The organism is Pseudomonas sp. NBRC 111139 (assembly GCF_001753955.1).
In the GTDB taxonomy this organism is placed as follows: Bacteria; Pseudomonadota; Gammaproteobacteria; order Pseudomonadales; family Pseudomonadaceae; genus Aquipseudomonas; species Aquipseudomonas alloputida.
In genome coordinates this window covers 62,656-85,735 of the sequence record NZ_BCBP01000033.1, presented here as the reverse complement: position 1 = coordinate 85,735, position 23,080 = coordinate 62,656, and the positions used below count along the sequence as shown (strand labels likewise).

Sequence of the window (23,080 nt, the reverse complement as noted above, 5' to 3'; positions counted from 1 at the left end):
CACCTTGGCTCGGCACGCAAAAGCGCGCCATTACTGGCGCGCCTGGGCATCCTGGGGGCGCATCGACAGGGCAACGCGCTCTGCCGTACCCAGCGGAATTTCGCCAACCACGGTCACCATCACCTTGCCCTTGGGTGTGTTCAGGCGACGCGAGACTGCCGAGGTCGGGCCTAACTGGGTGCGCATGTCGGTGCCGCCATCATCGCTCACTTGCTCGATGAACACCGAAAAACGCGCCAGGCCGTCGTCATACATCAAGCTGCTGACCGAACTGTTGCGCTTGGGATCACGGCGTACCGAGCTGTTGACCAGCTCGAAACCGGGTGGCAGCCAGTCCGAACGCCAACCCGCGACGGTATCATTGCTGCCGGCGGCCACATGTTGCACCGGCTTGCAGGCAGCACCTGGGCGCAGGTCTGCGTCGCTGGGGACATCATCGGTATCGAGACGGGTCATCTGGAAGCGTTCCAGCAACTGCCCCTTGTCGTTGAGCATCAACGAACGCAGCGGCAAACCCGAATGACGGTCCAGATGCAATTCAAATGCATAGCGATGCTGGTCGCGTGGCGTTAGCGTAATGATCACGGCATCGCGCCCGGCGACCCGTGACTTGCCTGCCACACTCAAATCGTACCAGCCCATCAGTTTCAGCGGATCAAGCACACGCGGCGCGGTATCCGGCGGCGCCGTGACACCGCTGGCCAAGGCCCCGCTGACGCACTCCACCTTGCCATCCACGCGCACGATTTCCTGGGCGGCGCCATCAAGCTGCAACAGCCGCTCGCTGACCTTGCCGTCGTCGACCCTGTGCCAGATGTCGTGGGAGGAGAAACTGCCGTTGCGTTCGTAGACGAACGACCCTTGATAGCTCTGTTTTTGCTCGGCCTGTGCCAGCTTGTTCAACCACTCACTCGCCTCAGGCGAAGAATTGGCCGCCAATGCTGGCACCGTCATGCAGCTGCCAATCAGCAGCGACAGGAGAGGTAGCGCGCGCATGATCCTCCTTACTTAACGGTTTTCCAGGCTGGCGGCGCGGGCATACGGCAATGCGGTTTCAGTGCCCTTGAGCGCAGATTCCTGGGCATGCTGGCGCAGGTAACCTGGCAGACGCTGATCCCAGCCGGCCTGGTTCTGCAGCACGCCATTGGCCATCGGCCCGGTCGGTTGCTCACTGCTCTCACTATAGCCTGCCAAAACGGCCGGGCCTTGCGCTTGTGGCACACTCAGGCCCTGTTGGACAGGCTGCTGGGCAGCAAGCTCTGCACCCGTGATCTCGTCCTGGTTGTACATACGCACACCGGCCAGTACCGCGACGGTAACCGAGGCGGCTACCGCCAGGCGGCCAATGCTGCGCCAAGGGCCTTTCTTGACCTTGGCTGGCACGGCTTCGTCGGCCAGCGCCGCGGACACCGCCGAGGCGATATCCAGGTTAGGCAGCAGCAGCTCCTTGTGCATGGCTGCACGGGCAACCTGGTAACGCGACCAGGTGGCACGGGTTTCGGCGTCGTCGACGGCGTTCAACACCCGACGCAGTTCCAGTTCATCCGCTTCGTTATCCATCACCGCGGACAGCGATTCCTGCAAAGCTTCACGACTCATGGCGGTTCCTCTCTTGGCGCTGTCGCCGCTGTCTCAGGTTTCCTGCAACAACGGCTGCAGGGCTTTATCTATGGCCTCCCGAGCGCGGAAGATTCGAGAGCGCACGGTACCCACCGGACATTGCATGACACTGGCAATGTCTTCGTAACTCAGCCCGTCGAACTCGCGTAGCGTCAATGCCGTACGCAGGTCTTCGGGCAGTTGCTGGATGGTGCGATGGACAGTGCCTTCGATTTCATCCCGCAACAACGAGCGCTCTGGGGACTCGAGATCCTTGAGACCATGATCGCCGTCGTAAAACTCCGCATCCTCGGAGCTCACATCACTGTCTGGCGGCCGTCTTCCACGGGACACCAGGTAATTCTTCGCCGTGTTGATGGCGATGCGGTACAGCCACGTATAAAACGCACTGTCGCCGCGGAAGTTGCCAAGCGCACGGTAGGCCTTGATGAAGGCTTCCTGTGCTACATCCTGGGCCTCGTGGGTATCGTGGACAAACCGCACGATCAACCCGAGAATCTTGTGCTGATACTTCAACACCAACAGATCGAAAGCTCGCCTGTCGCCGCGCTGAACGCGCTCGACAAGCTGCTGATCCTCTTCCTGGGTTAGCATGAACACTCCTCAGTGAACTCGAAGGAGCGTTGCATCAGCCATCGCTCAGGCTTGCAAACATAGACTCGGGCTTTGCGCAAAAGTTCTCCCCTCCAAGCAAGTTTCCTGCAGCCCTTGGTCGGCTTGCACGGAAGACGCGGCGCGGTCACGGCCGGCTACGTCGATAATCAGGTTTCAAATACGCAGGGGTAAAGCCCGGAAAGGCCTGCCGCCCTGCGTCGCCGCGGCAAATTGTGGCGTACGGGCAGCCTTCATAGGATTTCCGGCGATGTCGGAAAGTTCCCACAAAGGTCGTCGCAACCTGGCAGGTAGCATGGAAATTGGCCACCCGGGGCTGCTATAAAGGCATCCCGGCCACGTTTAACGATAGTTTCACAATGCCATCCGCGCGTGACCATTGTGCCGTGCCCCTCCCAAAGATTACTAGTGTCCCGACATGAGCCAACAATTCCAACATGATGTCCTGGTGATCGGCAGCGGTGCCGCCGGTCTCAGCCTGGCACTTAACCTCCCCAGCCACCTTCGCGTTGCCGTATTGAGCAAGGGCGACCTGTCCAACGGCTCGACCTTCTGGGCCCAGGGCGGCGTCGCTGCAGTGCTGGACAATACCGATACTGTGCAGTCGCATGTCGAGGACACCCTCAATGCCGGCGGCGGGCTGTGCCATGAAGACGCAGTGCGCTTTACCGTCGAGCACAGCCGCGAAGCGATCCAGTGGCTGATCGAACAAGGCGTGCCCTTCACCCGCGATGAGCACTACAGCGTCGACGATGGCGGATTCGAGTTCCACCTCACCCGTGAGGGGGGCCACAGCCACCGGCGCATCATCCATGCCGCCGACGCTACCGGCGCGGCAATTTTCACCACGCTGCTGGAACAGGCTCGCCAGCGCCCGAACATCCAGCTGCTGGAGCAGCGGGTGGCGGTCGACCTGATCACTGAACGCCGCCTGGGCCTGCCCGGCGAACGCTGCCTGGGCGCCTACGTGCTCGACCGCAACACCGGCGAGGTGGACACTTTCGGCGCGCGCTTCACCGTGCTGGCCACGGGCGGTGCGGCCAAGGTCTACCTCTATACCAGCAACCCCGATGGTGCCTGCGGCGACGGTATCGCCATGGCTTGGCGGGCCGGCTGCCGAGTGGCGAACCTGGAATTCAACCAGTTCCACCCGACCTGCCTGTATCACCCGCAGGCCAAGAGCTTCCTGATCACCGAAGCCCTGCGCGGCGAGGGCGCCCTGCTGCGCCTGCCCAACGGCGAACGTTTCATGCCACGCTTCGACCCACGCGAAGAGCTGGCCCCACGGGACATCGTGGCCCGCGCCATCGACCACGAGATGAAGCGCCTGGGCGTGGACTGCGTATACCTGGACATCACTCACAAGCCCGCAGATTTCATCAAGAGCCACTTCCCCACCGTGTACGAGCGCTGCCTGGCCTTTGGCATCGATATCACCCGTCAGCCGATCCCGGTGGTGCCTGCGGCGCATTACACCTGCGGCGGGGTGATGGTCGACGACTGCGGCCACACCGATGTGCCTGGCTTGTATGCCATCGGCGAAACCAGTTTCACCGGCCTGCACGGCGCCAACCGCATGGCCAGCAACTCGCTGCTGGAATGTTTCGTATACGGTCGCGCCGCCGCTGCCGACATCCAGGCGCACCTGGGGCAAGTGGCCATGCCCAAGGCCCTGCCCGGCTGGGACGCCAGCCAGGTGACCGACTCGGACGAGGACGTGATCATTGCGCACAACTGGGACGAACTGCGGCGCTTCATGTGGGACTACGTCGGCATCGTGCGCACCAGCAAGCGCCTGCAGCGGGCCCAGCACCGCATTCGCCTGCTGCTGGATGAAATCGACGAGTTCTACAGCAACTACCGAGTAAGTAGGGACCTGATCGAACTGAGGAACCTTGCTCAGGTAGCGGAGCTGATGATTAGGTCAGCCATGCAACGCAAGGAATCTCGGGGTCTCCACTACACGCTGGACTATCCAGGGCTGCTTTCAGAAGCGAAGGATACGATCCTTACACCGACCGAATGAGGCACGTTAGGAAGCCTCAGCGTAGCACGGTAAGGCCCCGGTTTGTTACAGCTTTGGCGCATCTTTGTCCCATCGCTGGGGTCCTTATCGCCTGCCCGCGAGGGTCCTTAACGCGCCCACGGGCACCCATGCGAGGGCCTACGGGGGAGCCTGCGCGGGAAGTCTTGTAATGGTGACCTTTCAGATTTTTCTGTCAGATTCTCAAGGGGGCCTATGCGACCACAACCAGAACCCCAGTTGAACGGCCAGACAGACCCAGTAGAGGGCCTGTAGGTGGTCCATGGGGTTCTCCTTGAAGGGTTAGAGTGACTTGTGAAAGCGAACGTCTGTGAGTTCGTGTTGCAGGGCTACCTCAAGGAGGCGCTCATAGGTATGCGGCCAACTCCCTTGAGATTGGTCATTAGAAGCGCCTGATTGAAGCAAGGCATAGCATAGCGCCGCATGTGGTGTCAGAGACTGGACAGGCACCTTAGTGACTACCCGTTTGCCCTTGTAGGTGTAGCACAGTGTGACACTCATCGCGGGACCTTTTTGTGGGCAACTTAGCTATTGAGCATAGCCCGTCACGCTTCGTTTGAGGAAGTATCAATCAACGACCTCAGCGGGCCTTGAGACGCCTTGCAGCGGCCTTGATGTCCCTCATTGCGATTCGATAGTTGTCCTTCTCTCGTTCGAGCAGGTGAACCACAGCAGCCTGTATCGACACACGTTCAAACCCTGAGCCTTCCAGTTCAAGCCAGCGCTTGACGATCATGTTGGACAGCTTGAAGGAATACCGGGAGAGCAGCGTAAAGGTCAGCTCTTTGTCGAGGATGGTCAGCGGTAATAACTTGCTTTGACTGGACTGGTAGCTGGCCTCGACCCATTGAGGTGCCCCCAGATTTGGGGTCTCCCTTTCCAGCTCGTTGAGCATCTTTCGGATGTCTCTGAGTACATGGTCATGGCGCTTACCGGTGATCTCAGCGATCTCCAAGGACGACATACCGGGTAAGCCGTTGAGAGTCGTTGAGGATACCGCTCCGGCCTTGGAGATGTTCTCGAAGATGGTCGCTGTATTGGTGGTCATGGTCATAGTCTGTTTTCCTCTTGTTTGCTCCCTCAAGTTCGCTCCCACCGGCAGCCGAAAGACCCGACCAAGGGTTCTGCCGGTGGCATGAAGGAACAAACAGAAAGACTTTCGGTTAGATAGATGCCCAGCGACGGGCGATGATGCGGATAGGTGAAGCTGTGCCCCTGCCGGTCCCTCTTTAGGTCCGGCCTTACGGGGCTATCAGGGTTTCCCTTAGATCAGCTCAGGGTTTCCCTTCGATCAGCTCAGGGCAATGCGAGTGACCAGCGGGAACGGCACTTGAACGGTCTGAAGACGATCCTCGGTCAGAGCTACCTTGACCATGCCATTGGCGATGATGTCCACCACAGCCACGATCTCAAGGTCCCAGCCTTGGGCGTTTGGGTTGCGAGTCGCTTCAATCTTCCAGATGCTACCGTCTTGGCGCTCACGGTAGCTCAGCGAGGTGAAAAGCTTGGGCAACATGAAGACGCCGTGGTCGGTCCCAGTGTACGGCTGTACGCCCGCGCCAATGAGGTCCTCGATAGAGTCCTGACCAGCACGTTGAGCAGCACGCTCAAGAACAGCCACCAGTGACACGGGCAGCAGGATCACGAAGTCGCTCAGCGAGGTCCCTACAGTCTGGTTAACGTGGGTCGTGAGGATGTCGATGAGGTCCTCAGCGATCTCAGCAGGCTTACCCGTTGGTTTGGCCTCAGAGACGCTCTCAGTGCTTGGGGCAGTCGCCAAGATGGCAGCGACCTTACCGGCTGCGCTGTGCTCAATGTCACGAAGCATCTTGTCAGCGGTTTGCTCCATAGACTGGACGGTGAAGCCTGCCATCAGGTTGTGGTCAAAGATCGTAGCTCGGTGGCTGATGACCAATGCCTTGTCGGTCGCCTCGGTGAAGATCACAGAACCGGCCAGGACCTCGCCCTTCTCGACGGTCTGGTTATCCCAGTTCTTACGAGGGTCGAAGGTGACAGAGCGGTCGGCCATGGTGATGATTTGTTGCCCAGTGGCCTCAGAGCCAGCCGGACGGAACTCGCAAGGGGTTGCCTCCATGGCAGCCTCTCGCCACTCATCGCCGTTCAAGTAGTCCTCAGCGGCTTCCACGAGGGCCTCTACATAGACGGACACATCGGTGGCCGCTTGGGTCTCTGGGCGAACATCAGCAGTGTTGAATCGAATCGACCCAGTGTGCTCATCGGTGATGGCGGTGGTGTAGGTCGAAGGTTTGGTGTACTGGAATGGCTTAGTCATGGTTGTTTCTCCTGAATAGATGAATGAAGTGGTTGTGTGTCGAGGTGCTGTTACCAGCCAGCGCTATTGGCACGGGAGGCAGCACGGATACGGGCACCATGCTCACGAATGGCAGCGGCTCGGGCTTCCTTATCGGCCTTCGCTTGGGCGATCTCACGAGGTGTGTACTCACGGCAGCGCTCTTGATGCCAACGGGCCTCAGCCTCTCTCTGAGCCTTCTCTTGGGCCTTCTGGTATTGGTCTTGGCGGTACTCTCGGGCAACTACGGGAATCGCTTGGAGCGACAGACCGGCCTCATCGAACGCCTTAACGATCTCGAATTGCTGGCCCTTAACGGTCCCGCATTGGGCGACCAGCATGGGCAACATGATGTTCTCGACGTACTCACGGTTCAGGGTCTGGCCCGACACGGTGACTTCGTTCTTCAGGACTTTCGTGATAGTGATTTTCATGGTTTGGGTTCTCCTATTGGGGACCCTTTGATTCGTCCTTGCGCCATAGACGCGCACGACCAGACGGCCAAGGAGAAAGCCTTCGCGGGCATCTTCAAGGACGATCAAAAGGTTCTGGGTTTCAAGTGGTGTTGATGACGCTGATTCAGGACATGGCAAGCCTGAAGGGCATCGAAGGGCGCAGCGTTAGCTCGCTACTGGATCAACCGTGGCGACGGCTGTTGTGCAGGGTCGAGGAAATTATTTTGTTGTTGGTCTTCCTGTCTTACCCATAGTGAGGGTTTTTAACGACAGTCTTGACGGACGCCTTTAAGTTGTGAGTGAGATTCCTTCAGAGCCGCTTAATGGAATCCTCAAGTGAGTCGAGGCGATGGCTTGAAGACACAACCCTTGTTCAAGTAGTTGGTTCAAACGGTCGAGAGTCTTTTGGGGACACTTAGCGAGGACCCGTTGGGCCACACCGTCCATATCGAAGGTGACCTGTCCAGCCTTGTAGGTCCTGAAGTTGGAGCGATGGTCACTAAGGGCACGACGCAACTCGATGAGCTGGGTTCGAGCTGGTCGAGGGAATACAGTAGACAAGACTGACATATCTTGTTCGGTGAGGCGTGAGTTAGCTGGGCAGACAATGCTGGTCATGTTGGAAGGTCTCCTTTGAGGTGTTCTTAAAGATGCCCTTTGAGATGAGGGGAGTTGTAATTAACAACCCCTCTCCCTCTGGGTCTGGTCGATGCTTTGACCTGAAGATGGTCGTTGAGATTTTCTTTATATTATCCGGCGTTAAGTCGCTAAGCCCCGGAATAGAGCCTCTGCGCCTACCTCAGCCACAATCTCAGCCTTGATGTCTGGGTGTCTCTCGACATACGAAGCGATCCCATGGGCAGCGTGTCGAGCAGCCTTGGCGATTCGCTGGGCGGTCCTCAAGGAATACTCATTGGTCTTGCAGGCGTCCGCTGTGATCTCCGAAAGGAACAACGCACCGATGACCGCTCGGGCCTTGACGTTGATCTTTCCGTTGGTGACTCCTGCACTGGTGATGATTGACCCGGTAATGATGTCGTCTACCCATGGCAGCGGATCGGGAATCGCAAGGAGGTACATATAGGCTGCGACAGGGTTGGCGAAGGTGGCCTTTGGGCGTCCACGTCCTCGCTTAGGCTCATCGCTTGGGGTCTCTTGGGGTTGCCCTTGGGGGTCGCTGGAAAGGCCCTTGGCGGCTTTCTGGTGGTCCTCAGAGAGCGACTCATCGGCACGACGCTCAGCGGCCCATGCCTGATACTGGGCTTCGAGGTTTGCGGGTCGTACCATGTCCTTGCGGCGGATGACCTCGCCAGTGATTGGGTCAATGTGAAGGATGGTGCCGGTTTCGTGATCGACGTGGCGGTGCAGTGGTCCGGGTTGGGTGAGCAGGGTCATGGAAGTGGTCCTCAGATGGCCGCTGCGAACGTGCAGCCATAGTGAGGGTATTTGGCGACACCAGCCATCAAGTCCAGTAAACAAGGGCCTTAACGATCTCCTTCAGTTCCACCAGTTCCCCACGGAGCAGCTTCAGCTCATCCATGATGCCCACGGCAATCGGGTTGCTCGACTCAGCAGCGTTGTACGAGCCGGTCTTGCGGATGGTCGGGAGGACTTCCTCAGTGACCCACTTACGGAACGGTTCGGTTTGAGGTGCTCGTGACCTGAGCAGCATTGCGTACACTTCGGACTCAATGAACATGACCGTGTTGCAGCGCAGGCAGCGGCCCAAGTGGTCCTCTGGGCGGCTAATGGGTGAATCCCCCATCAGTGCCTCAAGCATCCTCCCGTGCCCAGACCCGTGCTTAGTCTTCCGGTGGTCCCGTACTGCGACAGATGGGTCTTTCAGACCAGCAGCTCTGGCAACCTGAGTCGCCACGAACAGCAGGTCATGCTCAGGGTGACCCACGAGAACATCCAGCTCGATGCCCATGAAATTACGCTTTTCAAAGCAGGTCCACCGCAAGCGGCAGACCCTTCATGCCATTAGAGAAAGGCAGTCTTCAGTGCCTCAGCCATACGCCCCACCTCAACCGCACTGCCCGCCCCATACAGGTCATAACTGATCGACCCCGAAGCGTGCCCCAAGATGGACTCAGCGGTGCCAACAGGAATCTCAGCGGCCTTCAAGGCACCAGCCAGAGAGTGCCGTAGCGAGTGGAAGGTTTGCGTCCGATCAGCCTTCACACCCAAGACATCACGGATAAGCCCATTGAGCAACTCAGAGAATCGCCCAGCGCCCAAAGCGAACAGGCGAGAGTCCGCCCTTTGGACAAACTCAAGGAAAGCCTTCAGGTCGAACCCATAGGCGCCATCGGTCAACGGGATGACCCTCAAAGCATTCTTGGTCTTGGCTGTCTTGCCATCGTTCCTATTGATGTCGATAACCCAGACATCCCCGACCTGCTTAACATCGGCCTTCGTTAACTGCCTGAGTTCCTCGATACGGGTCCCAGCGATGACCCCAAGGGACAATGCCCAACGCAGCCATGCGTCCACCGGCAGGGTCTTAGCGTGCGCCATGAGGGCCTTGACCTGATCCTGAGAGAACGCCTCACGGGAGCTATCAGCTCCTTTCGTTGGCTTCAGACCCTTGTCGAAGCTCTTATCGAGGTAACCGTTATGCACAGCCCAGTCCATGACAGTTGATAGCCGGGTCAGTAGCTTCTTCACCGTCGATGGCTTGCGGTCCTCAAGGAGTTTGTCCCGAAGGTTCTTCATGTCCTCCCGCGTATGGGCCTTCAAGTCCAAGTCACCGAGGATCGTAGCGATAGCCTCACAGGACGATCTCACGTCCCGCATGGTGCTGGCCTGAATGCTGTCTTTGCGTTCCTCCATGTACAGCGCAGACAGAGCCTTGAAGGTCAGCCGCTCAGATGAACTTACAGATAGGGACGGAGACAGGGCCACTGACGTGCTACAATGCTCATCCTTGAGACCCTTTACGATCTCCACCAGATTCCCAGACCTGCCCTTCATGCGCTCCTGAGACGCCTCAATGATCTCCAGTGCCTTACTCACAGCCCGTTGCTGATTGACGCTCAGGGGCAGCTTTGCGCTTGCCTCACGGAGGGCCTGATGGTGCTCATCGTTAATCATCTCGTAGGCAACCAGTGAGCTATCGCCATGGGCCATCGTCAGGCTGTACTCAGCGATGTCCAACAGACGCTCTCTCAGCTCATCCCATGACGCCTCTGGGTTGTCCAGATGGTAGGCCTTGAGGGTCGAGAGGATGTCTTGCGAGATGGTCATAGCGGTGGCCTTGTCGGTGGTCCTGAGTGACAGCGTGAAGAAGCCCTTAGCGGTGCCTTGAGGGCGAAGGCGAAGGTAATAGCGACCAGACCGGCGATAGTGGTATGGCTTGGCGAGGGCAGTTTGTAACAGGTTTGTCCCAGTTTGGGAGGGCTGGTTGATGGTCATCGGCTGAAACCCCTGTATCCATTGGGTTTAGCCTCATCACGTCGAGTTCTACAGCAACTACAAGGTCAGCCGTGACCTGATCGAGCTGCGCAACCTGGCGCAAGTGGCCGAATTGATGATCCTGTCCGCCATGCAGCGCAAGGAAAGCCGAGGGTTGCATTACACACTGGATTATCCAGGGATGCTGGACGAGGCCAAGGACACCATCCTCAGCCCGCTCTGAAAACGGCGTCGCGGCCTTCGCGGGCTCGCCCCCCCCTCCCACAGGAATTTGACTGCCTTGCAGCATTGCGCAGTACCTGTGGGAGCGGGCGAGCCCGCGAAGAAACTGACCCGATCCTGATCTATGTCCGGCTCACCGCAGCCCAGCGCCGCCGGCTGAACTTCAATCGCACGCGCAACCGCCGATGCTCATCCGGCCCCAGCGCATCCCGCGGTACGCACTGGCTCTGCCCCAACCACCGCCCCGCCCGCTCAAAGCGCAACACCACCAGCCCAGGCAAAGCCACACTATCCCGGCACAAGCGCACTGACTGCCACCCACAGGCACGGCTGAACACCTGCCAGCCCCGCACATCACGGCGCAGGCCGACAACAGCATGCTCATGGGTCAACAGAATACGTCGGGGAATGGCCCAGCCAGCGTGGGCCGTACAGGCGGCGACAACAGAAAAGGCCAGCCACCCGGGCAGCGGGCTCGCCCACACGGCAAGCCACGCCAGTACCTGACAAGCCAGGTAGGCCGTCAGCAGCAGGCGCGAGCCTTGCCAACGGCACTCGAAACACTCACTTGGGCTGGACACGGTCCAGAATGATGCGGACCATACGCTGCAGTTCCGGGTCTTCGGACTCGGTGCGCTCCATGAACCAGCCGAACATGTCCTGATCCTCGCAGCTCAAGAGACGCACGTACAGTTCACGGTCGGTCTCATTGAGGGTGGGGTAGACTTCCTGGGTGAAAGGCACCAGCAGTACGTCCAGTTCCAGCATGCCGCGGCGGCTGTGCCAGAAAAGCCGGTTGAGTTCAGTTTGTTCGACCATGGGGCCCTCCTCGAATGGGCCGCCAGTATACAGCCCGGCGCGCGAAGCGACACCGGGCGTTGGTCTAGTCACCTACCTATTTTGTTACCGGCGTTCTATGATGGCCGCCAGTCTTTAGCCACCGCGATGACCCATGGCCGATTCCGCTTTCTTCTGCCCCCTGTCCCACGAGGGCATCCTCGCCGTCCGCGGCTCCGATGCAGGCAAGTTCCTGCAAGGCCAGCTGACCTGCAACATCAACTACCTCAGCCAGGAACACGCCAGCCTCGGCGCCCGCTGCATGGTCAAGGGGCGCATGCAGTCGAGCTTCCGCATAGTGCCCGAAGGCAACGGCTACTTGCTGGCCATGGCCAGTGAACTGCTCGACGCGCAACTGGCCGACCTGAAAAAGTACGCTGTGTTCTCCAAGGCCACGCTGACCGACGAAAGCAGCGCATGGGCACGCTTCGGCCTGCAAGGTGGCGACGCTGCACTGCAGGCGCTGGGGCTTGTCGTGCCCGCAGCCGCCGGTAGCACCGTGCGCCATGACGGGCTGATCGCGATCGCCGTGTCCGCCGGCCGGGTTGAGCTGTGGGTGCCGGCGGCTGACGCCGAGCCTGTACGCCAGGCCCTCGCCGCAGCGCTGCCCGAAGGCACGCTCAACGACTGGCTGCTGGGCCAGATTCGCGCAGGTATCGGCCAGGTCATGGGCCCGACCCGTGAACTGTTCATCCCGCAGATGATCAACCTGCAGGCCGTCGACGGCGTCAGTTTCAAGAAAGGCTGCTACACCGGCCAGGAAATCGTCGCCCGCATGCAGTACCTGGGCAAACTCAAGCGCCGCCAGTACCGCCTGGCTCTGGACCAGCAGGCCATTCCGGCCCCGGGCGCCGAGATCTTCTCGCCCACCCATGGGTCGTCGGTCGGTGAAGTGGTCATTGCTGCCGGCAACGGCGCCGGCTGCGAACTGCTCGCAGTGCTCAGCGCCGAGGCGGTGGAAGACGGCAACCTGCACCTGGGCAGCCTCGAAGGCCCGCGCCTGCAGGTGCTGACCCTGCCTTACGAACTGGACCGCGACCGGGAAATCCAGCGCTGACCAGCCTGCCCCACCCCTGTGGCGGGGCCGCACCACCACTGCGGTAGACATGCCCATGAACAAGCTGGCCGAGTTGGTTCAAGCACAATTGCTCGACGCCATCGAAAAGGATGACCTGGTCCTGCCAACCCTGCCCGAGGTTGCCTTGAGCATCCGCGAAGCAGCGGAAGACAACGAGATCAGCGTAGCGGCCCTGAGCAAGGTGATCGGCCGCGACGCGGCCCTTTCAGCGCGCCTGATCAAGGTCGTCAACAGCCCACTGCTGCGTGCTGCGGTCGAGGTGACCGACCTGCATACCGCCATCACGCGGCTAGGCATCAACTACAGCTGCAACCTGGCCATCGGCCTGGTGATCGAGCAGATTTTCCATGCCCGCTCGCCGGCAGTCGAGCAGAAACTGCGCGATATCTGGGCCAGTAGCCTGGAAGTGGCGGGCATCAGCTACGAAATCTGCCGTCGCTTTACACCTCTGAAGCCTGACCAGGCCACCTTGGGTGGGCTGGTCAACCAGATTGGCGCGCTGCCGGTACTCATCTATGCCGAAGAGCACAACGAACTGTTGTCCGACCCGGTTTGCCTGCATTACGTGATCGAGCAACTCCAGCCGGTGCTGGGGGACAAGATCCTCAAGGCCTGGGAGTTTCCGGAGCAGTTGGTCAACCTGCCGAGCCAGGTTCATGACCTGGACCGCCAGACTGACAAGATTGATTACATCGACATTGTGCAGATCGCCCGCTGCATCAGTCAGCGCGGGCGCCACCGGCCATTGGCTGCGCTGCCGGCTTACCGCCATCTGGGGCTGCCGTTTGGCACCGAGCTGGAGGTCGATGAACTGCTAGAGGCGCGGAGCATGTTGCGCTGAGCTGTAACAGCCTGCCAGGGCCCTTTCGCAGATGAGCCCGCGAAAGGGTCGACACAGGCAAACCCTCAATCCGCAATAAAACTCACCCGCACCCGCAACCCGCCCTTCTCGCCATCATGCAGGCTCACCTGCGCCAGGTGCGCCCGACAGATCTCGCCAACGATCGCCAGCCCTAATCCACTGCCCTGCGCACTTCGCCGGTAGAACCGCTCGAACACCCGTTCGCGCTCGGCCTCGGGAATACCTGGCCCATCGTCTTCCACTTCCAGCACCGCCGGCGCCATTACCCGCAAAATCACATTGCCACCCGCTGGTGTATGCGCCAAGGCATTGTCCACCAGGTTGCTCAACAACTCATTGAGCAACGTCGGCTCCCCCTTCAGCCATACCGGCGCCTCGGCCTCCAGCGCCAGCGACACCCCGCGCTTGTGCGCCAATGGCGCCATGGCCATGCCCAGTTCACGGGCCAGCTGGCTCAAATCCAGACGCTGCGCACCGCCCTCGGCAATTGCCCGTGCGCCATTCTCGACCCGCGCCAACGACAGTAGCTGGTTGGCCAGGTGGGTCAGCCTGTCGGTGCCCTGGGCTGCAGACTCCAAGGTCTGCCGCCACTCCTGTGGCTCGGCCGAGCGCAAGCCCAGCTCGACACGTGCCTTCAACGCCGCCAGCGGCGTTCGCAGTTCGTGGGCCGCGTCGGCAATGAACTGCGCCTGGCGCTCGAACTGGCCACGCAAGCGCTCGGTAAAGTGGTTCAAGGCGCGCACCAGCGGGCCCAGCTCGCGCTGTACCTGTACCACCGGCAACGCTCGCAAGTCGTCCGGCTGACGTTCCTCCACCGCTGTGCGCAGGCGCTCCAACGGCCGCAACGCGGCACTCACGGCAAACCACACCATCACCAACGCCCCCAGTGCCAGCATGCCCAGGCGCAGCAGGGTATCGGCCATCAGCCCTCGGGCCATACGCACCCGCGCTTCCTCGGTTTCGGCTACGCGGATTTCTGCCATGCCGTTCATGTTCGGCTCGCTGACCGGCTTCAGCAGGCTGACCACACGAACGTCCTGGCCCAGGTAAGTGGCGTTGTAGAACCGTGCCAATGCCGGATAGTCGTCGGTGCGCGGCGTGCCAGGCGGCGGTGGCGGCAGGTTCTCGTAGCCAGAAATCAGCCTTTGCTGGATATCCAGCACCTGATAGTAAATGCGCCCCGCACTGTCATAGGCGAACGTGTCCAGCGCCACGTAAGGCACATCCGCGCTCAACGAACCATCGCGCTGCGACAGGCCCGCGGCGATGGTTCTCGCCGAAGCCAGCAGGGTGCGGTCGTAGGCGGTGTCGGCGGCCTCGCGGCCATTCCAGTAGGCGCTAAGGCCGCTGGCCAGCATCAGCACCACCAGCAACAGCGCCAAATTACCCAGCAAGCGCCCGCGCAGGCTGCCGTTGTCACGCATCGCGGTGCTCAAGCAAATAACCCAGACCACGGAACGTGACGATGGCTACGGGGTGCCCGTCGAGCTTCTTGCGCAGGCGGTGAATGTAGATTTCGATGGCGTCAGGGCTGGCTTCTTCGTCCAGGCCAAACACCTGGGCAGCCAGCTGCTCCTTGCTCATCACCCGACCCGGGCGGGCGATCAGCGCTTGCAGCACACTCTGCTCGCGTGAGGTCAGCGTCAGGTTGTCATCACCGAGGGTGAAGCGCCGGGTGTCCAGGTCATACACCAACGGCCCACAGCGTTGCTGTCGCTCGCCACCGAGCACACTGCGGCGCAGCAAGGCCTTGACCCGCGCTTCCAGCTCGGTAAGCTCAAACGGCTTGGCCAGATAATCGTCGGCGCCCAGGTTCAGGCCATGGACCCGGTCCTTGACGTCGCTGCGCGCAGTCAGCATCAGCACTGGCAAGGTTTTGCCACGGCCTCGCAAGCGCGCCAGTACCTCAAAGCCGTCCATGCGCGGCAGGCCGACATCCAACACGGCCACGGCGTATTCCTCACTGGCCAGCGCCAAGTCGGCAGCCACGCCGTCATGCAGCACATCTACGGTCAGGCCATGGCTTTTCAAGGCCAGGGCCACGCTTTCGGCCAGTTGCAGGTGGTCTTCGACCAGTAGCACACGCATCGGATTCTCCCGGCTCGGGTGGGGCGGTGGCGCGGAGTGTACCGCTGTCACCACGCCTGTGAAGCCCCTCGTGACAAACCTTTCACGCTGAAAGGTTAGCGAAAGGTTCGTTGCCTAGCATCGCACCACGGTCGCCCTTCGCGCCGAAAAAAGCACCAGCAAGGTGCAACGAATAAGAACAATAAACGGAGTCATCGACGATGCTGTCATTGCAGCCGCAGGCGTTCGCGCCTACCCGTTCCTTTGCCCCACGCCCCTCAGCCATCGCCAGCGCCCTCGCGCTTGCCGGTGTCGCCCCGATGAGCCAGGCCGCCTTCTTCGAAGACAGCACGGCCACCTTCGAAACCCGCAACATGTACTTCAACCGCGACTTCCGCGACGGCACCAGCGCGCAGCAATCCAAGCGCGATGAATGGGCCCAGGGCTTCATCCTCAATTTCGAGTCTGGCTACACCGATGGCACCGTGGGCTTTGGCCTGGACGCGTTGGGCATGCTCGGCATCAAGCTCGACTCCAGCCCCGACCGTACCGACAGCGGCCTGCTGCCGACCCACGATGACGGCAAGGCTGCCGACGAATACTCCAAGCTGGGCCTGACCGGCAAGGTGAAGATCTCCCAGACTGAACTCAAGATCGGCACCCTGATCCCCGAACTGCCGACCCTGCAGCCCAACGACGGGCGTATCCTGCCGCAAACCTTCGAGGGCGGCCTGCTCACCTCCAAAGAGATCAAGGGCCTGACCTTCACCGGTGGCCGCCTGGACAAGGCCAAGGACCGCAACGACACCAACTGGGAAGACCTGGCGCTGAACAACAAGAACGGCCGCTTCGGTGGCAGCTTCAGCGCTGACAACCTGGCCCTGGGCGGGCTCGACTACCAGTTCACCGACCGCATCACCGGCAGCTACCACTTCGCCCAGCTCGACGATATTTACCGCCAGCACTTCATCGGCATGGTCGCCACCCAGCCATGGGGCCCGGGCACCTTGGGTGCCGACCTGCGCCTTGCCATCAGCGACGACGCCGGTGCAGCCAAGGCCGGCAACATCGACAACACCACCGTCAACGGCATGCTCAGCTATGCCCTGGGCGGGCACAAGGTCAGCGCCGCCTGGCAGCAGCTGTCTGGCGAAAGTGCCTTCCCGTATGTGGATGGCGCCGACCCGTACCTGGTCAACTTCGTCCAGATCAACGACTTCGCCGGTGCCGACGAACGCTCCTGGCAGGCGCGCTACGACTACAACTTCGCCGCGCTCGGCGTACCGGGCCTGACCTTCATGACCCGTTACATCAGCGGTGACAACGTCAGCCGTGCTGCCGGTGGCGAAGGCAAAGAGTGGGAACGCAACACCGAACTGAAGTACGTGGTACAAAGCGGCCCGTTGAAGAACGTCGCCGTGCGCCTGCGCAACGCCACCTTCCGCTCCAACTTTGCCCGTGACGCGGATGAAGTGAGGCTGTTGGTCAGCTACAGCGTGGCGCTGTGGTAACCCCATAGCGGTAATCCAATAACAACAACGCTCACGGAGATCGACGATGACCTTTTCACTGCGCCGCCTCGTCCTCGCTACCGGCTGCCTGCTGTTGGCCGGCAACGCCCTCGCTGCAGAACCGAAACGCCCCGAATGCATCGCACCCGCCTCCCCTGGCGGTGGCTTCGACCTGACCTGCAAGCTGGTGCAAAGCGCACTGGTACAAGAAAAAATCCTCAGCAAGCCGATGCGCGTCACCTACATGCCCGGCGGTGTCGGCGCGGTCGCGTACAACGCCGTGGTCGCCCAGCGCCCGGCAGACGCCGGCACGCTGGTGGCCTGGTCCAGCGGCTCACTGCTTAATCTGGCTCAGGGCAAATTCGGCCGTTTCGACGAAAACGCAGTGAAATGGCTGGCTGCCGTCGGCACCAGCTACGGTGCCATCGCGGTGAAGAGCGACTCGCCCTACAAGACCCTTGATGACCTGGTCGCAGCGCTGAAGAAAGACCCGAGCAAGGTCGTGATCGGTTCCGGCGGTACCGTCGGCAGCCAGGACTGGATGCAGACCGCGTTGATCGCCAAGGCCGCAGGCATAAACCCGCGCGACCTGCGCTACGTGGCCCTGGAGGGCGGCGGCGAAATCGCCACGGCATTGCTGGGCGGCCATATCCAGGTCGGCTCTACCGACATTTCCGACTCCATGCCGCACATCCAGAGCGGCAACATGCGCATCCTCGCGGTGTTCTCTGAAAACCGCCTGGACGAGCCGGAAATGAAAGACATCCCTACTGCCAAGGAGCAGGGCTACGACATCGTCTGGCCGGTGGTGCGCGGTTTCTACCTGGGGCCAAAAGTGAGCGACGAGGACTACGCCTGGTGGAAGGCCTCGTTCGACAAGATGCTGGCCTCCGAGGACTTCGCCAAGCTGCGAGACCAGCGCGAGCTGTTCCCGTTCGCCATGACCGGCGAAGAGCTGGACGGCTATGTGAAGAAGCAAGTGGCTGACTACAAGGCACTGGCCAAGGAATTCGGCCTGATCCAGTAAGCCTGTCGGACTCACCACCACCCCTGTGGGAGCGGCCTTGCGTCGCGATCGGGCGCGACGCGGCCCCTGGCACAGCCGATACGATGCTTCGGACAGATCGCATCGGCAGGTTTAGCGGCCGCTTCGCGCCCGATCGCGACGCAAGGCCGCTCCCACAGGATGTGCATCTCACTTGAGCAATCCCAACGAGGATTCCCCAATGATCCTTCAACGCATTTTCGCCCTGGCTCTGCTAGTGGTGTGTGCCGCCCTGGCCGTGATGGCCTGGCCCTATCAGGCTGCATTTTCCTATGAACCGGTGGGCCCGCGCGCTTACCCGTTGTTAGTGCTAGGCCTGATGGGGCTGGGCCTGCTGTACCTGTTGTTCCGCCCAACGCCCATCGTGCGCAAGGATGACGAACCGGAACTGGACCGCGAGACCCTGATCAAGATCACCGCCTGTGTCGGCCTGCTGATCGTCTTCGCCGCCACTTTTGAAGCGCTCGGCTTCATCCTCAGCGCCATCCTGGTCGGCCTGCCCATGGCTCGGCTGTACGGTGGCCGCTGGCTGCAAAGCGCCATTGTGGTGGCCGGCATGAGCATTTTCCTCTACTGGCTGTTCGACCGTGTGATGGACGTGCCACTGCCCCTTGGCCTGCTGAGCGTACTGGAGAACTGACATGGATACCTTGAGCTACCTGGGCCAGGGCTTCGGCATTGCCCTGTCCCCTTACAACCTGGTCACCGCCCTCTCCGGCACCTTGATCGGCACCGTGGTCGGTCTGCTGCCGGGCCTGGGCCCGATCAATGGCGTGGCCCTGCTGATCCCCATCGCCTTTGCCCTCGGCCTGCCGCCGGAATCGGCGCTGATCCTGCTGGCGGCGGTGTACCTGGGCTGCGAATATGGCGGGCGTATCAGCTCGATCCTGCTGAACATCCCGGGCGAAGCCTCGACCGTGATGACAACCCTGGACGGCTACCCGATGGCTCGCCAAGGACTGGCAGGCGTCGCGCTGTCGCTGTCGGCCTGGAGCTCGTTCATCGGCGCCTTCATTGCCACCTGCGGCATGGTGCTGTTCGCCCCGCTGCTGGCGAAATGGGCCATCGCCTTCGGCCCGGCGGAGTACTTTGTGCTGATGGTGTTCGCCATCGTCGCGCTGGGTGGCATGGCCGGTGACAAACCACTGAAAACCTTCATTGCCGCTCTCATCGGCCTGTTCCTGTCGGCGGTCGGCATCGACGCCAACAGCGGCGTTTACCGCTTCACCGGTGACAGCGTGCACCTGGCCGACGGCATTCAGTTCGTGGTGCTCGTGCTGGGCCTGTTCTCCGTCAGCGAAATCCTCCTGCTGCTGGAAAAGACCCACCATGGCCACCAGGCGGTCAAGGCTACCGGCCGCATGCTGTTCAACTTCAAGGAAGCGGCCTCGGTGTTCCTGGTCAACATCCGTTGCGGCCTGCTCGGTTTCATCATGGGTGTTCTACCCGGCGCCGGCGCAACGCTGGCCAGCGCCGTGGCCTACATGACCGAGAAACGCATGGCCGGGGAAAGCGGCAAGTTCGGCAAAGGCGATGCCCGTGGCCTGGCAGCGCCGGAAACGGCCATTGGTGCGTCCTGCTGTGGCGCCCTGGTCCCGATGCTGACCCTGGGCGTACCGGGCTCTGGCACCACAGCTGTGATGATCGGCGCCCTGACCCTGTACAACATCACCCCTGGCCCACTGCTGTTCGAACAGCAGCCAGATATTGTCTGGGGCCTGATCGCCTCGCTGTTCGTCGCCAACATCATGCTGGTGATCCTCAACATCCCGATGATCCGCATCTTCACCCGCATCCTCGCCGTGCCAAACTGGGCGCTGGTGCCGGTGATCGCCATCATCACCGCGATCGGTGTGTACGCCGTGCATGCCACTACCTTCGACCTGTTCCTCATGGTCGGTATCGGCATCATGGGCTACATCCTGCGCAAGCTGGACTTCCCTCTGTCGCCGATTCTGCTGGGCTTCATCCTCGGCGGGCTGATGGAGCAAAACCTGCGTCGGGCGCTGTCGATCTCCAACGGTGAACTGGGCATCCTCTGGTCCAGCCCGATCAGCATGGGCGTCTGGGCGCTGGTAGTGCTGATGCTCGCCCTGCCGCTGCTGCGCATCTGGCGCAAACGCAGCCTGCAGCGCCGGGCCCTGGCCGATGCCTGATCGGTCGTTGCCATTGTTCGTCGCGACCGGGCTGGTCGGCCTTGCTGGCGGTTTTGCCGCCAGCAAGGTCGGCTGGCCTTTGCCATGGATGGTCGGCTCATTGCTGGCGATCATCCTGGTGCGCTGCCTGACGCGTTGGCAGCTGTCGGAAATCCCCAACGGCCGCAAGTGCGGGCAGTGGATCATCGGCATCGGTATTGGCCTGCACTTCACCCCCGCGGTGATCGAGCAGGTGGCCAGCCATTTCGCGCTGATCTGCTTCGGTGCGTTGTTCACCACCCTGTCCAGCGTGATCAGCGTATGGCTGCTGCGGCGAACCGGTGAAGACCGCGCCACCGCGTTCTTTGCCAGCATGCCAGGCGGTTCGGGCGAGATGGTCAACCTTGGGGCGCGCAATGGCGCGGTGCTCAGCCAGGTGGCGGCAGCGCAAAGCTTGCGTGTGCTGGCAGTGGTGCTGTGCGTGCCGGCGCTGTTCAAGTTTCTGCTGGGTGACGGGGTACCACTGAACCACACCGGTAGCGTGAGCTGGGGCTGGCTGGCGTTGATTGCGCCCTTGGGCGTTGCCGTTGCCTTGCTCTGGCAGCGCTTGCGCCAGCCCAACCCATGGCTGTTCGGGCCATTGCTGGTCGCGGCTACGGTCAGCCTGGCCGGCAACCTGCAGATCGCCCTGCCCAACGGCGCCAGCCAGATCGGCCAGTGGCTCATCGGCAGCGGCCTGGCCTGCCACTTCAACCGCGCGTTCTTCCGCCGCGCACCGTCGTTCCTGGGACGCACCTTGATGGCCACGGCGTTGTGCATGGCGATTGCAGCCAGTGCCGCGTGGGTGCTGAGCATGATGACTGCACTGGACTTGCGTTCGCTGACACTGGGGATGATGCCTGGCGGGATCGCCGAAATGAGCCTCACGGCCGAAACGTTGCAATTGTCAGTGCCGCTGGTAACCGCGCTGCAGGTGATGCGCCTGATCTTGGTGTTGTTTCTTGCAGAACCGCTTTTCCGGTGGTGGGACAACAGGTATTCAAGCGGCAAGCCCCCTGAAGATAGATAGTTACCACTTGCCCAATGCCCGGATGAATAGAGTCGGATTGCTGCCCTGATCGCCAGCAAACCCACACTTCCCGGCATTCAAGAGGTAATGATGAAAGTCCGTCTTTCTTGCAACTATCGCTCGGCTATTGCCTGGGCATGCCTTGCCATCAGCGCAGGCAGCCTTGCCGCAGAGCCACCTGCCCCCGTCCAGATCAACGTCGTGGCTATCAATGATCTTCACGGCTACCTGGAACCCAACCCCCAGGACTACGCCGGCGCGCAAGGCGCTACCCGCCTGACCTACGGCGGCATCGCCACACTCGGCGCCATGCTCGATGAGCTGCGAACGCAGGACCCCGATCTGCTGTTCATCGGGGCTGGCGACTTGATAGGGGGCAGCCCCGCCATTTCTGCGCTGTGGGCTGACGAGCCTGTGCTTGAGGCCTTGAACGCGATGGGCATGATTGTCAGCGCATCCGGGAACCACGAACTGGATGCAGGCAAGGCCGAGTTTCTTCGTCAGATCCACGGAGGATGCGAGTCAACGCGCCCTGAAAAGGCCTGCACGTTTCGCGGCGATTATCCAGGAAGTGGCTTCCCTTACATAGCGTCCAACCTGATCGATACCACCACGGGCGAGCGCTTGCTACCGGCCTATCACATTCAAGAGGTGAAAGGGGTCAAGATAGCGTTCGTCGGTGCCGTGCCACGCAACATGGAAAAAGTGGTCTCGGCCAGCGCATTCGCAGGGCTCAAAGCCACAGATGAAGCGCAAGCCATCAATGACGTGATTCCGGAGCTCAAGGCCAAAGGCGTCAATGCAATCATTGCGGTCATGCACCAAGGAGGGGATACCGTCGAGCCGTTCGACACGCAGGATTGCAGCCAGCTGAGTGGCGCGGTCGTCGACGTGGCGAAGCGGCTGGATCCTGCGGTAGATGCTGTCATCAGCGGTCACTCGCATGCCAGCTATCAATGCAGGGTGGGTGACCTGAGCATCACTCAGGCTGGCAAATACGGCCACTTCCTGACTCAGTTGCAGTTGCAGGTAACGCCAGGCACCCATCACGTCACGAACATCACCGCCCGCAATATTCCTGCTGACCCACAGAACTACCTGCCGAATGCCAAGTTGACGAGTTTGCTGGAGGAAGTGCGTCAGCGGTCCGGGGAAAAATTGCTCGAACCCATAGGACGCATCTCGACGGCAGAACTTGACCGCAAAGAAAATGCCGCCGGTGAAACAACCTTGGGGAACCTGGTCACGGATGCCCAATTGGCCATGACCCAAGCGTTTAATACCCAGATTGCCTTTCTCAACCTGGGTGGGCTGCGAAGTGACTTGATACAGCCTGCCGATAGCGACCTGACCTACGAACAATTATTTGCCGTACAACCGTTCAATAACCCACTGGTGGTTCAGGAACTGACAGGCAAGCAGATTACCGAACTGCTCAACCTTCAATGGAACAGGGGCAGTTTCAATCCGCTGCAAGTATCGAAGGGTTTTCATTATGAGTGGGATGGTTCACGGCCTGTCGGCAGCCGTGTCGTCGAGGGCAGTGTGCGTCTTCACGGCAAACCCGTTGAGCCGTTGACCCATTATCGCGTCGTCAGCAACCTGTTCCTGGCCGATGGTGGCGGTGGCTTGGCCACTTTCAAAGAAGGAAGGCGACGCCAGGACACCGGCATCTCCGACCTGGAAGCCTTGGTGGCGTATGTACGCCAGAACCATGAGCGGGGTATTGCAATTGGCCAGCGCAGCGAGCCGCGCATCAGCATGACGCCCTGAGCGATTGCGTACCCCACCCCGG

22 protein-coding genes and 1 pseudogene are annotated in these 23,080 nt (G+C 60.9%); 10 read left to right on the top strand and 13 right to left on the bottom strand.

What is annotated here, in order from left to right; genetic code table 11:
- Nucleotides 1-30: 30 nt before the first annotated feature.
- The 3 genes from BJQ17_RS13285 to rpoE are packed head-to-tail and all read right to left on the bottom strand — an operon-like array spanning nucleotide 31 to nucleotide 2,214.
- Nucleotides 31-996, bottom strand: a complete 966-nt coding sequence (locus BJQ17_RS13285; RefSeq protein ID WP_003252052.1) for a MucB/RseB C-terminal domain-containing protein — start codon at nucleotides 994-996, stop codon at nucleotides 31-33.
- A 12-nt stretch (nucleotides 997-1,008) separates the two neighbouring features.
- Entirely contained in the window at nucleotides 1,009-1,599 is a 591-nt protein-coding gene (locus BJQ17_RS13280; RefSeq protein ID WP_003252050.1) for a sigma-E factor negative regulatory protein, read from the bottom strand.
- 33 nt (nucleotides 1,600-1,632) lie between these two features.
- The gene (rpoE, locus tag BJQ17_RS13275) at nucleotides 1,633-2,214 is read right to left on the bottom strand and encodes an RNA polymerase sigma factor RpoE (protein WP_003252049.1); all 582 of its coding nucleotides are present in this window, start codon (nucleotides 2,212-2,214) and stop codon (nucleotides 1,633-1,635) included.
- Nucleotides 2,215-2,650: 436 nt separating this feature from the next.
- On the opposite strand from rpoE, the gene nadB reads away from it, so the two are divergent.
- On the top strand, nucleotides 2,651-4,258 hold the full coding sequence (gene nadB, locus BJQ17_RS13270; protein ID WP_070096173.1) for an L-aspartate oxidase: 1,608 nt from the start codon (nucleotides 2,651-2,653) through the stop codon (nucleotides 4,256-4,258).
- Nucleotides 4,259-4,856: 598 nt separating this feature from the next.
- On the opposite strand, the gene BJQ17_RS13265 is transcribed toward nadB, so the two are convergent.
- From BJQ17_RS13265 to BJQ17_RS13235, 6 genes are all read right to left on the bottom strand, one after another.
- Complete coding sequence (locus tag BJQ17_RS13265) at nucleotides 4,857-5,330, bottom strand: Rha family transcriptional regulator (protein ID WP_054903677.1); 474 nt, start codon at nucleotides 5,328-5,330, stop codon at nucleotides 4,857-4,859.
- Between the two features lie 237 nt (nucleotides 5,331-5,567).
- Nucleotides 5,568-6,569, bottom strand: coding sequence for a hypothetical protein (locus tag BJQ17_RS13260; RefSeq protein WP_061202907.1), 1,002 nt, complete (start codon nucleotides 6,567-6,569; stop codon nucleotides 5,568-5,570).
- 50 nt (nucleotides 6,570-6,619) lie between these two features.
- Complete coding sequence (locus BJQ17_RS29990) at nucleotides 6,620-7,021, bottom strand: hypothetical protein (protein WP_054904073.1); 402 nt, start codon at nucleotides 7,019-7,021, stop codon at nucleotides 6,620-6,622.
- A 780-nt stretch (nucleotides 7,022-7,801) separates the two neighbouring features.
- Entirely contained in the window at nucleotides 7,802-8,437 is a 636-nt protein-coding gene (locus tag BJQ17_RS13245) for a hypothetical protein (RefSeq protein ID WP_070096172.1), read from the bottom strand.
- 67 nt (nucleotides 8,438-8,504) lie between these two features.
- Nucleotides 8,505-8,972 (bottom strand): BRO family protein, encoded by a 468-nt coding sequence (locus BJQ17_RS13240; protein WP_070096171.1) that lies wholly within the window; start codon nucleotides 8,970-8,972, stop codon nucleotides 8,505-8,507.
- A 53-nt stretch (nucleotides 8,973-9,025) separates the two neighbouring features.
- On the bottom strand, nucleotides 9,026-10,459 hold the full coding sequence (locus tag BJQ17_RS13235; RefSeq protein WP_070096170.1) for a tyrosine-type recombinase/integrase: 1,434 nt from the start codon (nucleotides 10,457-10,459) through the stop codon (nucleotides 9,026-9,028).
- A gap of 43 nt (nucleotides 10,460-10,502) precedes the next feature.
- On the opposite strand from BJQ17_RS13235, the pseudogene BJQ17_RS29985 reads away from it, so the two are divergent.
- Nucleotides 10,503-10,682, top strand: a pseudogene (locus BJQ17_RS29985) (L-aspartate oxidase); the annotation flags it as partial.
- 121 nt (nucleotides 10,683-10,803) lie between these two features.
- Here the strand turns inward: BJQ17_RS29985 and BJQ17_RS13230 are convergent.
- Both BJQ17_RS13230 and BJQ17_RS13225 read right to left on the bottom strand, forming a co-directional pair.
- A complete protein-coding gene (locus BJQ17_RS13230) occupies nucleotides 10,804-11,262 on the bottom strand; it encodes a protein YgfX (protein WP_060537732.1) in 459 nt (152 codons plus the stop codon).
- A complete protein-coding gene (locus BJQ17_RS13225; protein WP_003252043.1) occupies nucleotides 11,246-11,500 on the bottom strand; it encodes a succinate dehydrogenase assembly factor 2 in 255 nt (84 codons plus the stop codon). The genes BJQ17_RS13230 and BJQ17_RS13225 overlap by 17 nt, the downstream gene beginning before the upstream one ends.
- 133 nt (nucleotides 11,501-11,633) lie before the next feature.
- Here BJQ17_RS13225 and BJQ17_RS13220 point away from each other — a divergent pair, with 133 nt between their 5' ends.
- Both BJQ17_RS13220 and BJQ17_RS13215 read left to right on the top strand, forming a co-directional pair.
- Nucleotides 11,634-12,575 carry a folate-binding protein YgfZ gene (locus BJQ17_RS13220; protein WP_070096169.1) on the top strand — a complete coding sequence of 314 codons (942 nt, stop codon included), beginning with the start codon at nucleotides 11,634-11,636 and terminating at the stop codon, nucleotides 12,573-12,575.
- A gap of 55 nt (nucleotides 12,576-12,630) precedes the next feature.
- Entirely contained in the window at nucleotides 12,631-13,437 is an 807-nt protein-coding gene (locus BJQ17_RS13215) for an HDOD domain-containing protein (RefSeq protein ID WP_004575165.1), read from the top strand.
- 65 nt (nucleotides 13,438-13,502) lie between these two features.
- Here BJQ17_RS13215 and BJQ17_RS13210 read toward each other — a convergent pair whose 3' ends face one another.
- Both BJQ17_RS13210 and BJQ17_RS13205 read right to left on the bottom strand, forming a co-directional pair.
- Nucleotides 13,503-14,882 (bottom strand): sensor histidine kinase, encoded by a 1,380-nt coding sequence (locus tag BJQ17_RS13210; protein ID WP_003252031.1) that lies wholly within the window; start codon nucleotides 14,880-14,882, stop codon nucleotides 13,503-13,505.
- Nucleotides 14,875-15,546, bottom strand: coding sequence for a response regulator (locus BJQ17_RS13205; protein ID WP_003252029.1), 672 nt, complete (start codon nucleotides 15,544-15,546; stop codon nucleotides 14,875-14,877). Before BJQ17_RS13205 ends, BJQ17_RS13210 begins: the two co-directional genes overlap by 8 nt.
- A gap of 200 nt (nucleotides 15,547-15,746) precedes the next feature.
- On the opposite strand from BJQ17_RS13205, the gene BJQ17_RS13200 reads away from it, so the two are divergent.
- From BJQ17_RS13200 to BJQ17_RS13175, 6 genes are all read left to right on the top strand, one after another.
- Nucleotides 15,747-17,036, top strand: a complete 1,290-nt coding sequence (locus tag BJQ17_RS13200) for an OprD family porin (protein ID WP_070096168.1) — start codon at nucleotides 15,747-15,749, stop codon at nucleotides 17,034-17,036.
- Between the two features lie 46 nt (nucleotides 17,037-17,082).
- Nucleotides 17,083-18,063: a tripartite tricarboxylate transporter substrate binding protein gene (locus BJQ17_RS13195; protein WP_003252023.1), complete on the top strand. Its 981-nt coding sequence runs from the start codon at nucleotides 17,083-17,085 to the stop codon at nucleotides 18,061-18,063.
- Between the two features lie 199 nt (nucleotides 18,064-18,262).
- Entirely contained in the window at nucleotides 18,263-18,721 is a 459-nt protein-coding gene (locus BJQ17_RS13190; RefSeq protein WP_014859157.1) for a tripartite tricarboxylate transporter TctB family protein, read from the top strand.
- Between the two features lies 1 nt (nucleotide 18,722).
- On the top strand, nucleotides 18,723-20,237 hold the full coding sequence (locus tag BJQ17_RS13185) for a tripartite tricarboxylate transporter permease (RefSeq protein WP_019752457.1): 1,515 nt from the start codon (nucleotides 18,723-18,725) through the stop codon (nucleotides 20,235-20,237).
- Nucleotides 20,230-21,285: an AbrB family transcriptional regulator gene (locus tag BJQ17_RS13180; protein ID WP_004575162.1), complete on the top strand. Its 1,056-nt coding sequence runs from the start codon at nucleotides 20,230-20,232 to the stop codon at nucleotides 21,283-21,285. Before BJQ17_RS13185 ends, BJQ17_RS13180 begins: the two co-directional genes overlap by 8 nt.
- 90 nt (nucleotides 21,286-21,375) lie before the next feature.
- On the top strand, nucleotides 21,376-23,058 hold the full coding sequence (locus BJQ17_RS13175; protein ID WP_070096167.1) for a bifunctional metallophosphatase/5'-nucleotidase: 1,683 nt from the start codon (nucleotides 21,376-21,378) through the stop codon (nucleotides 23,056-23,058).
- The last annotated feature ends 22 nt before the right edge of the window (nucleotides 23,059-23,080 follow it).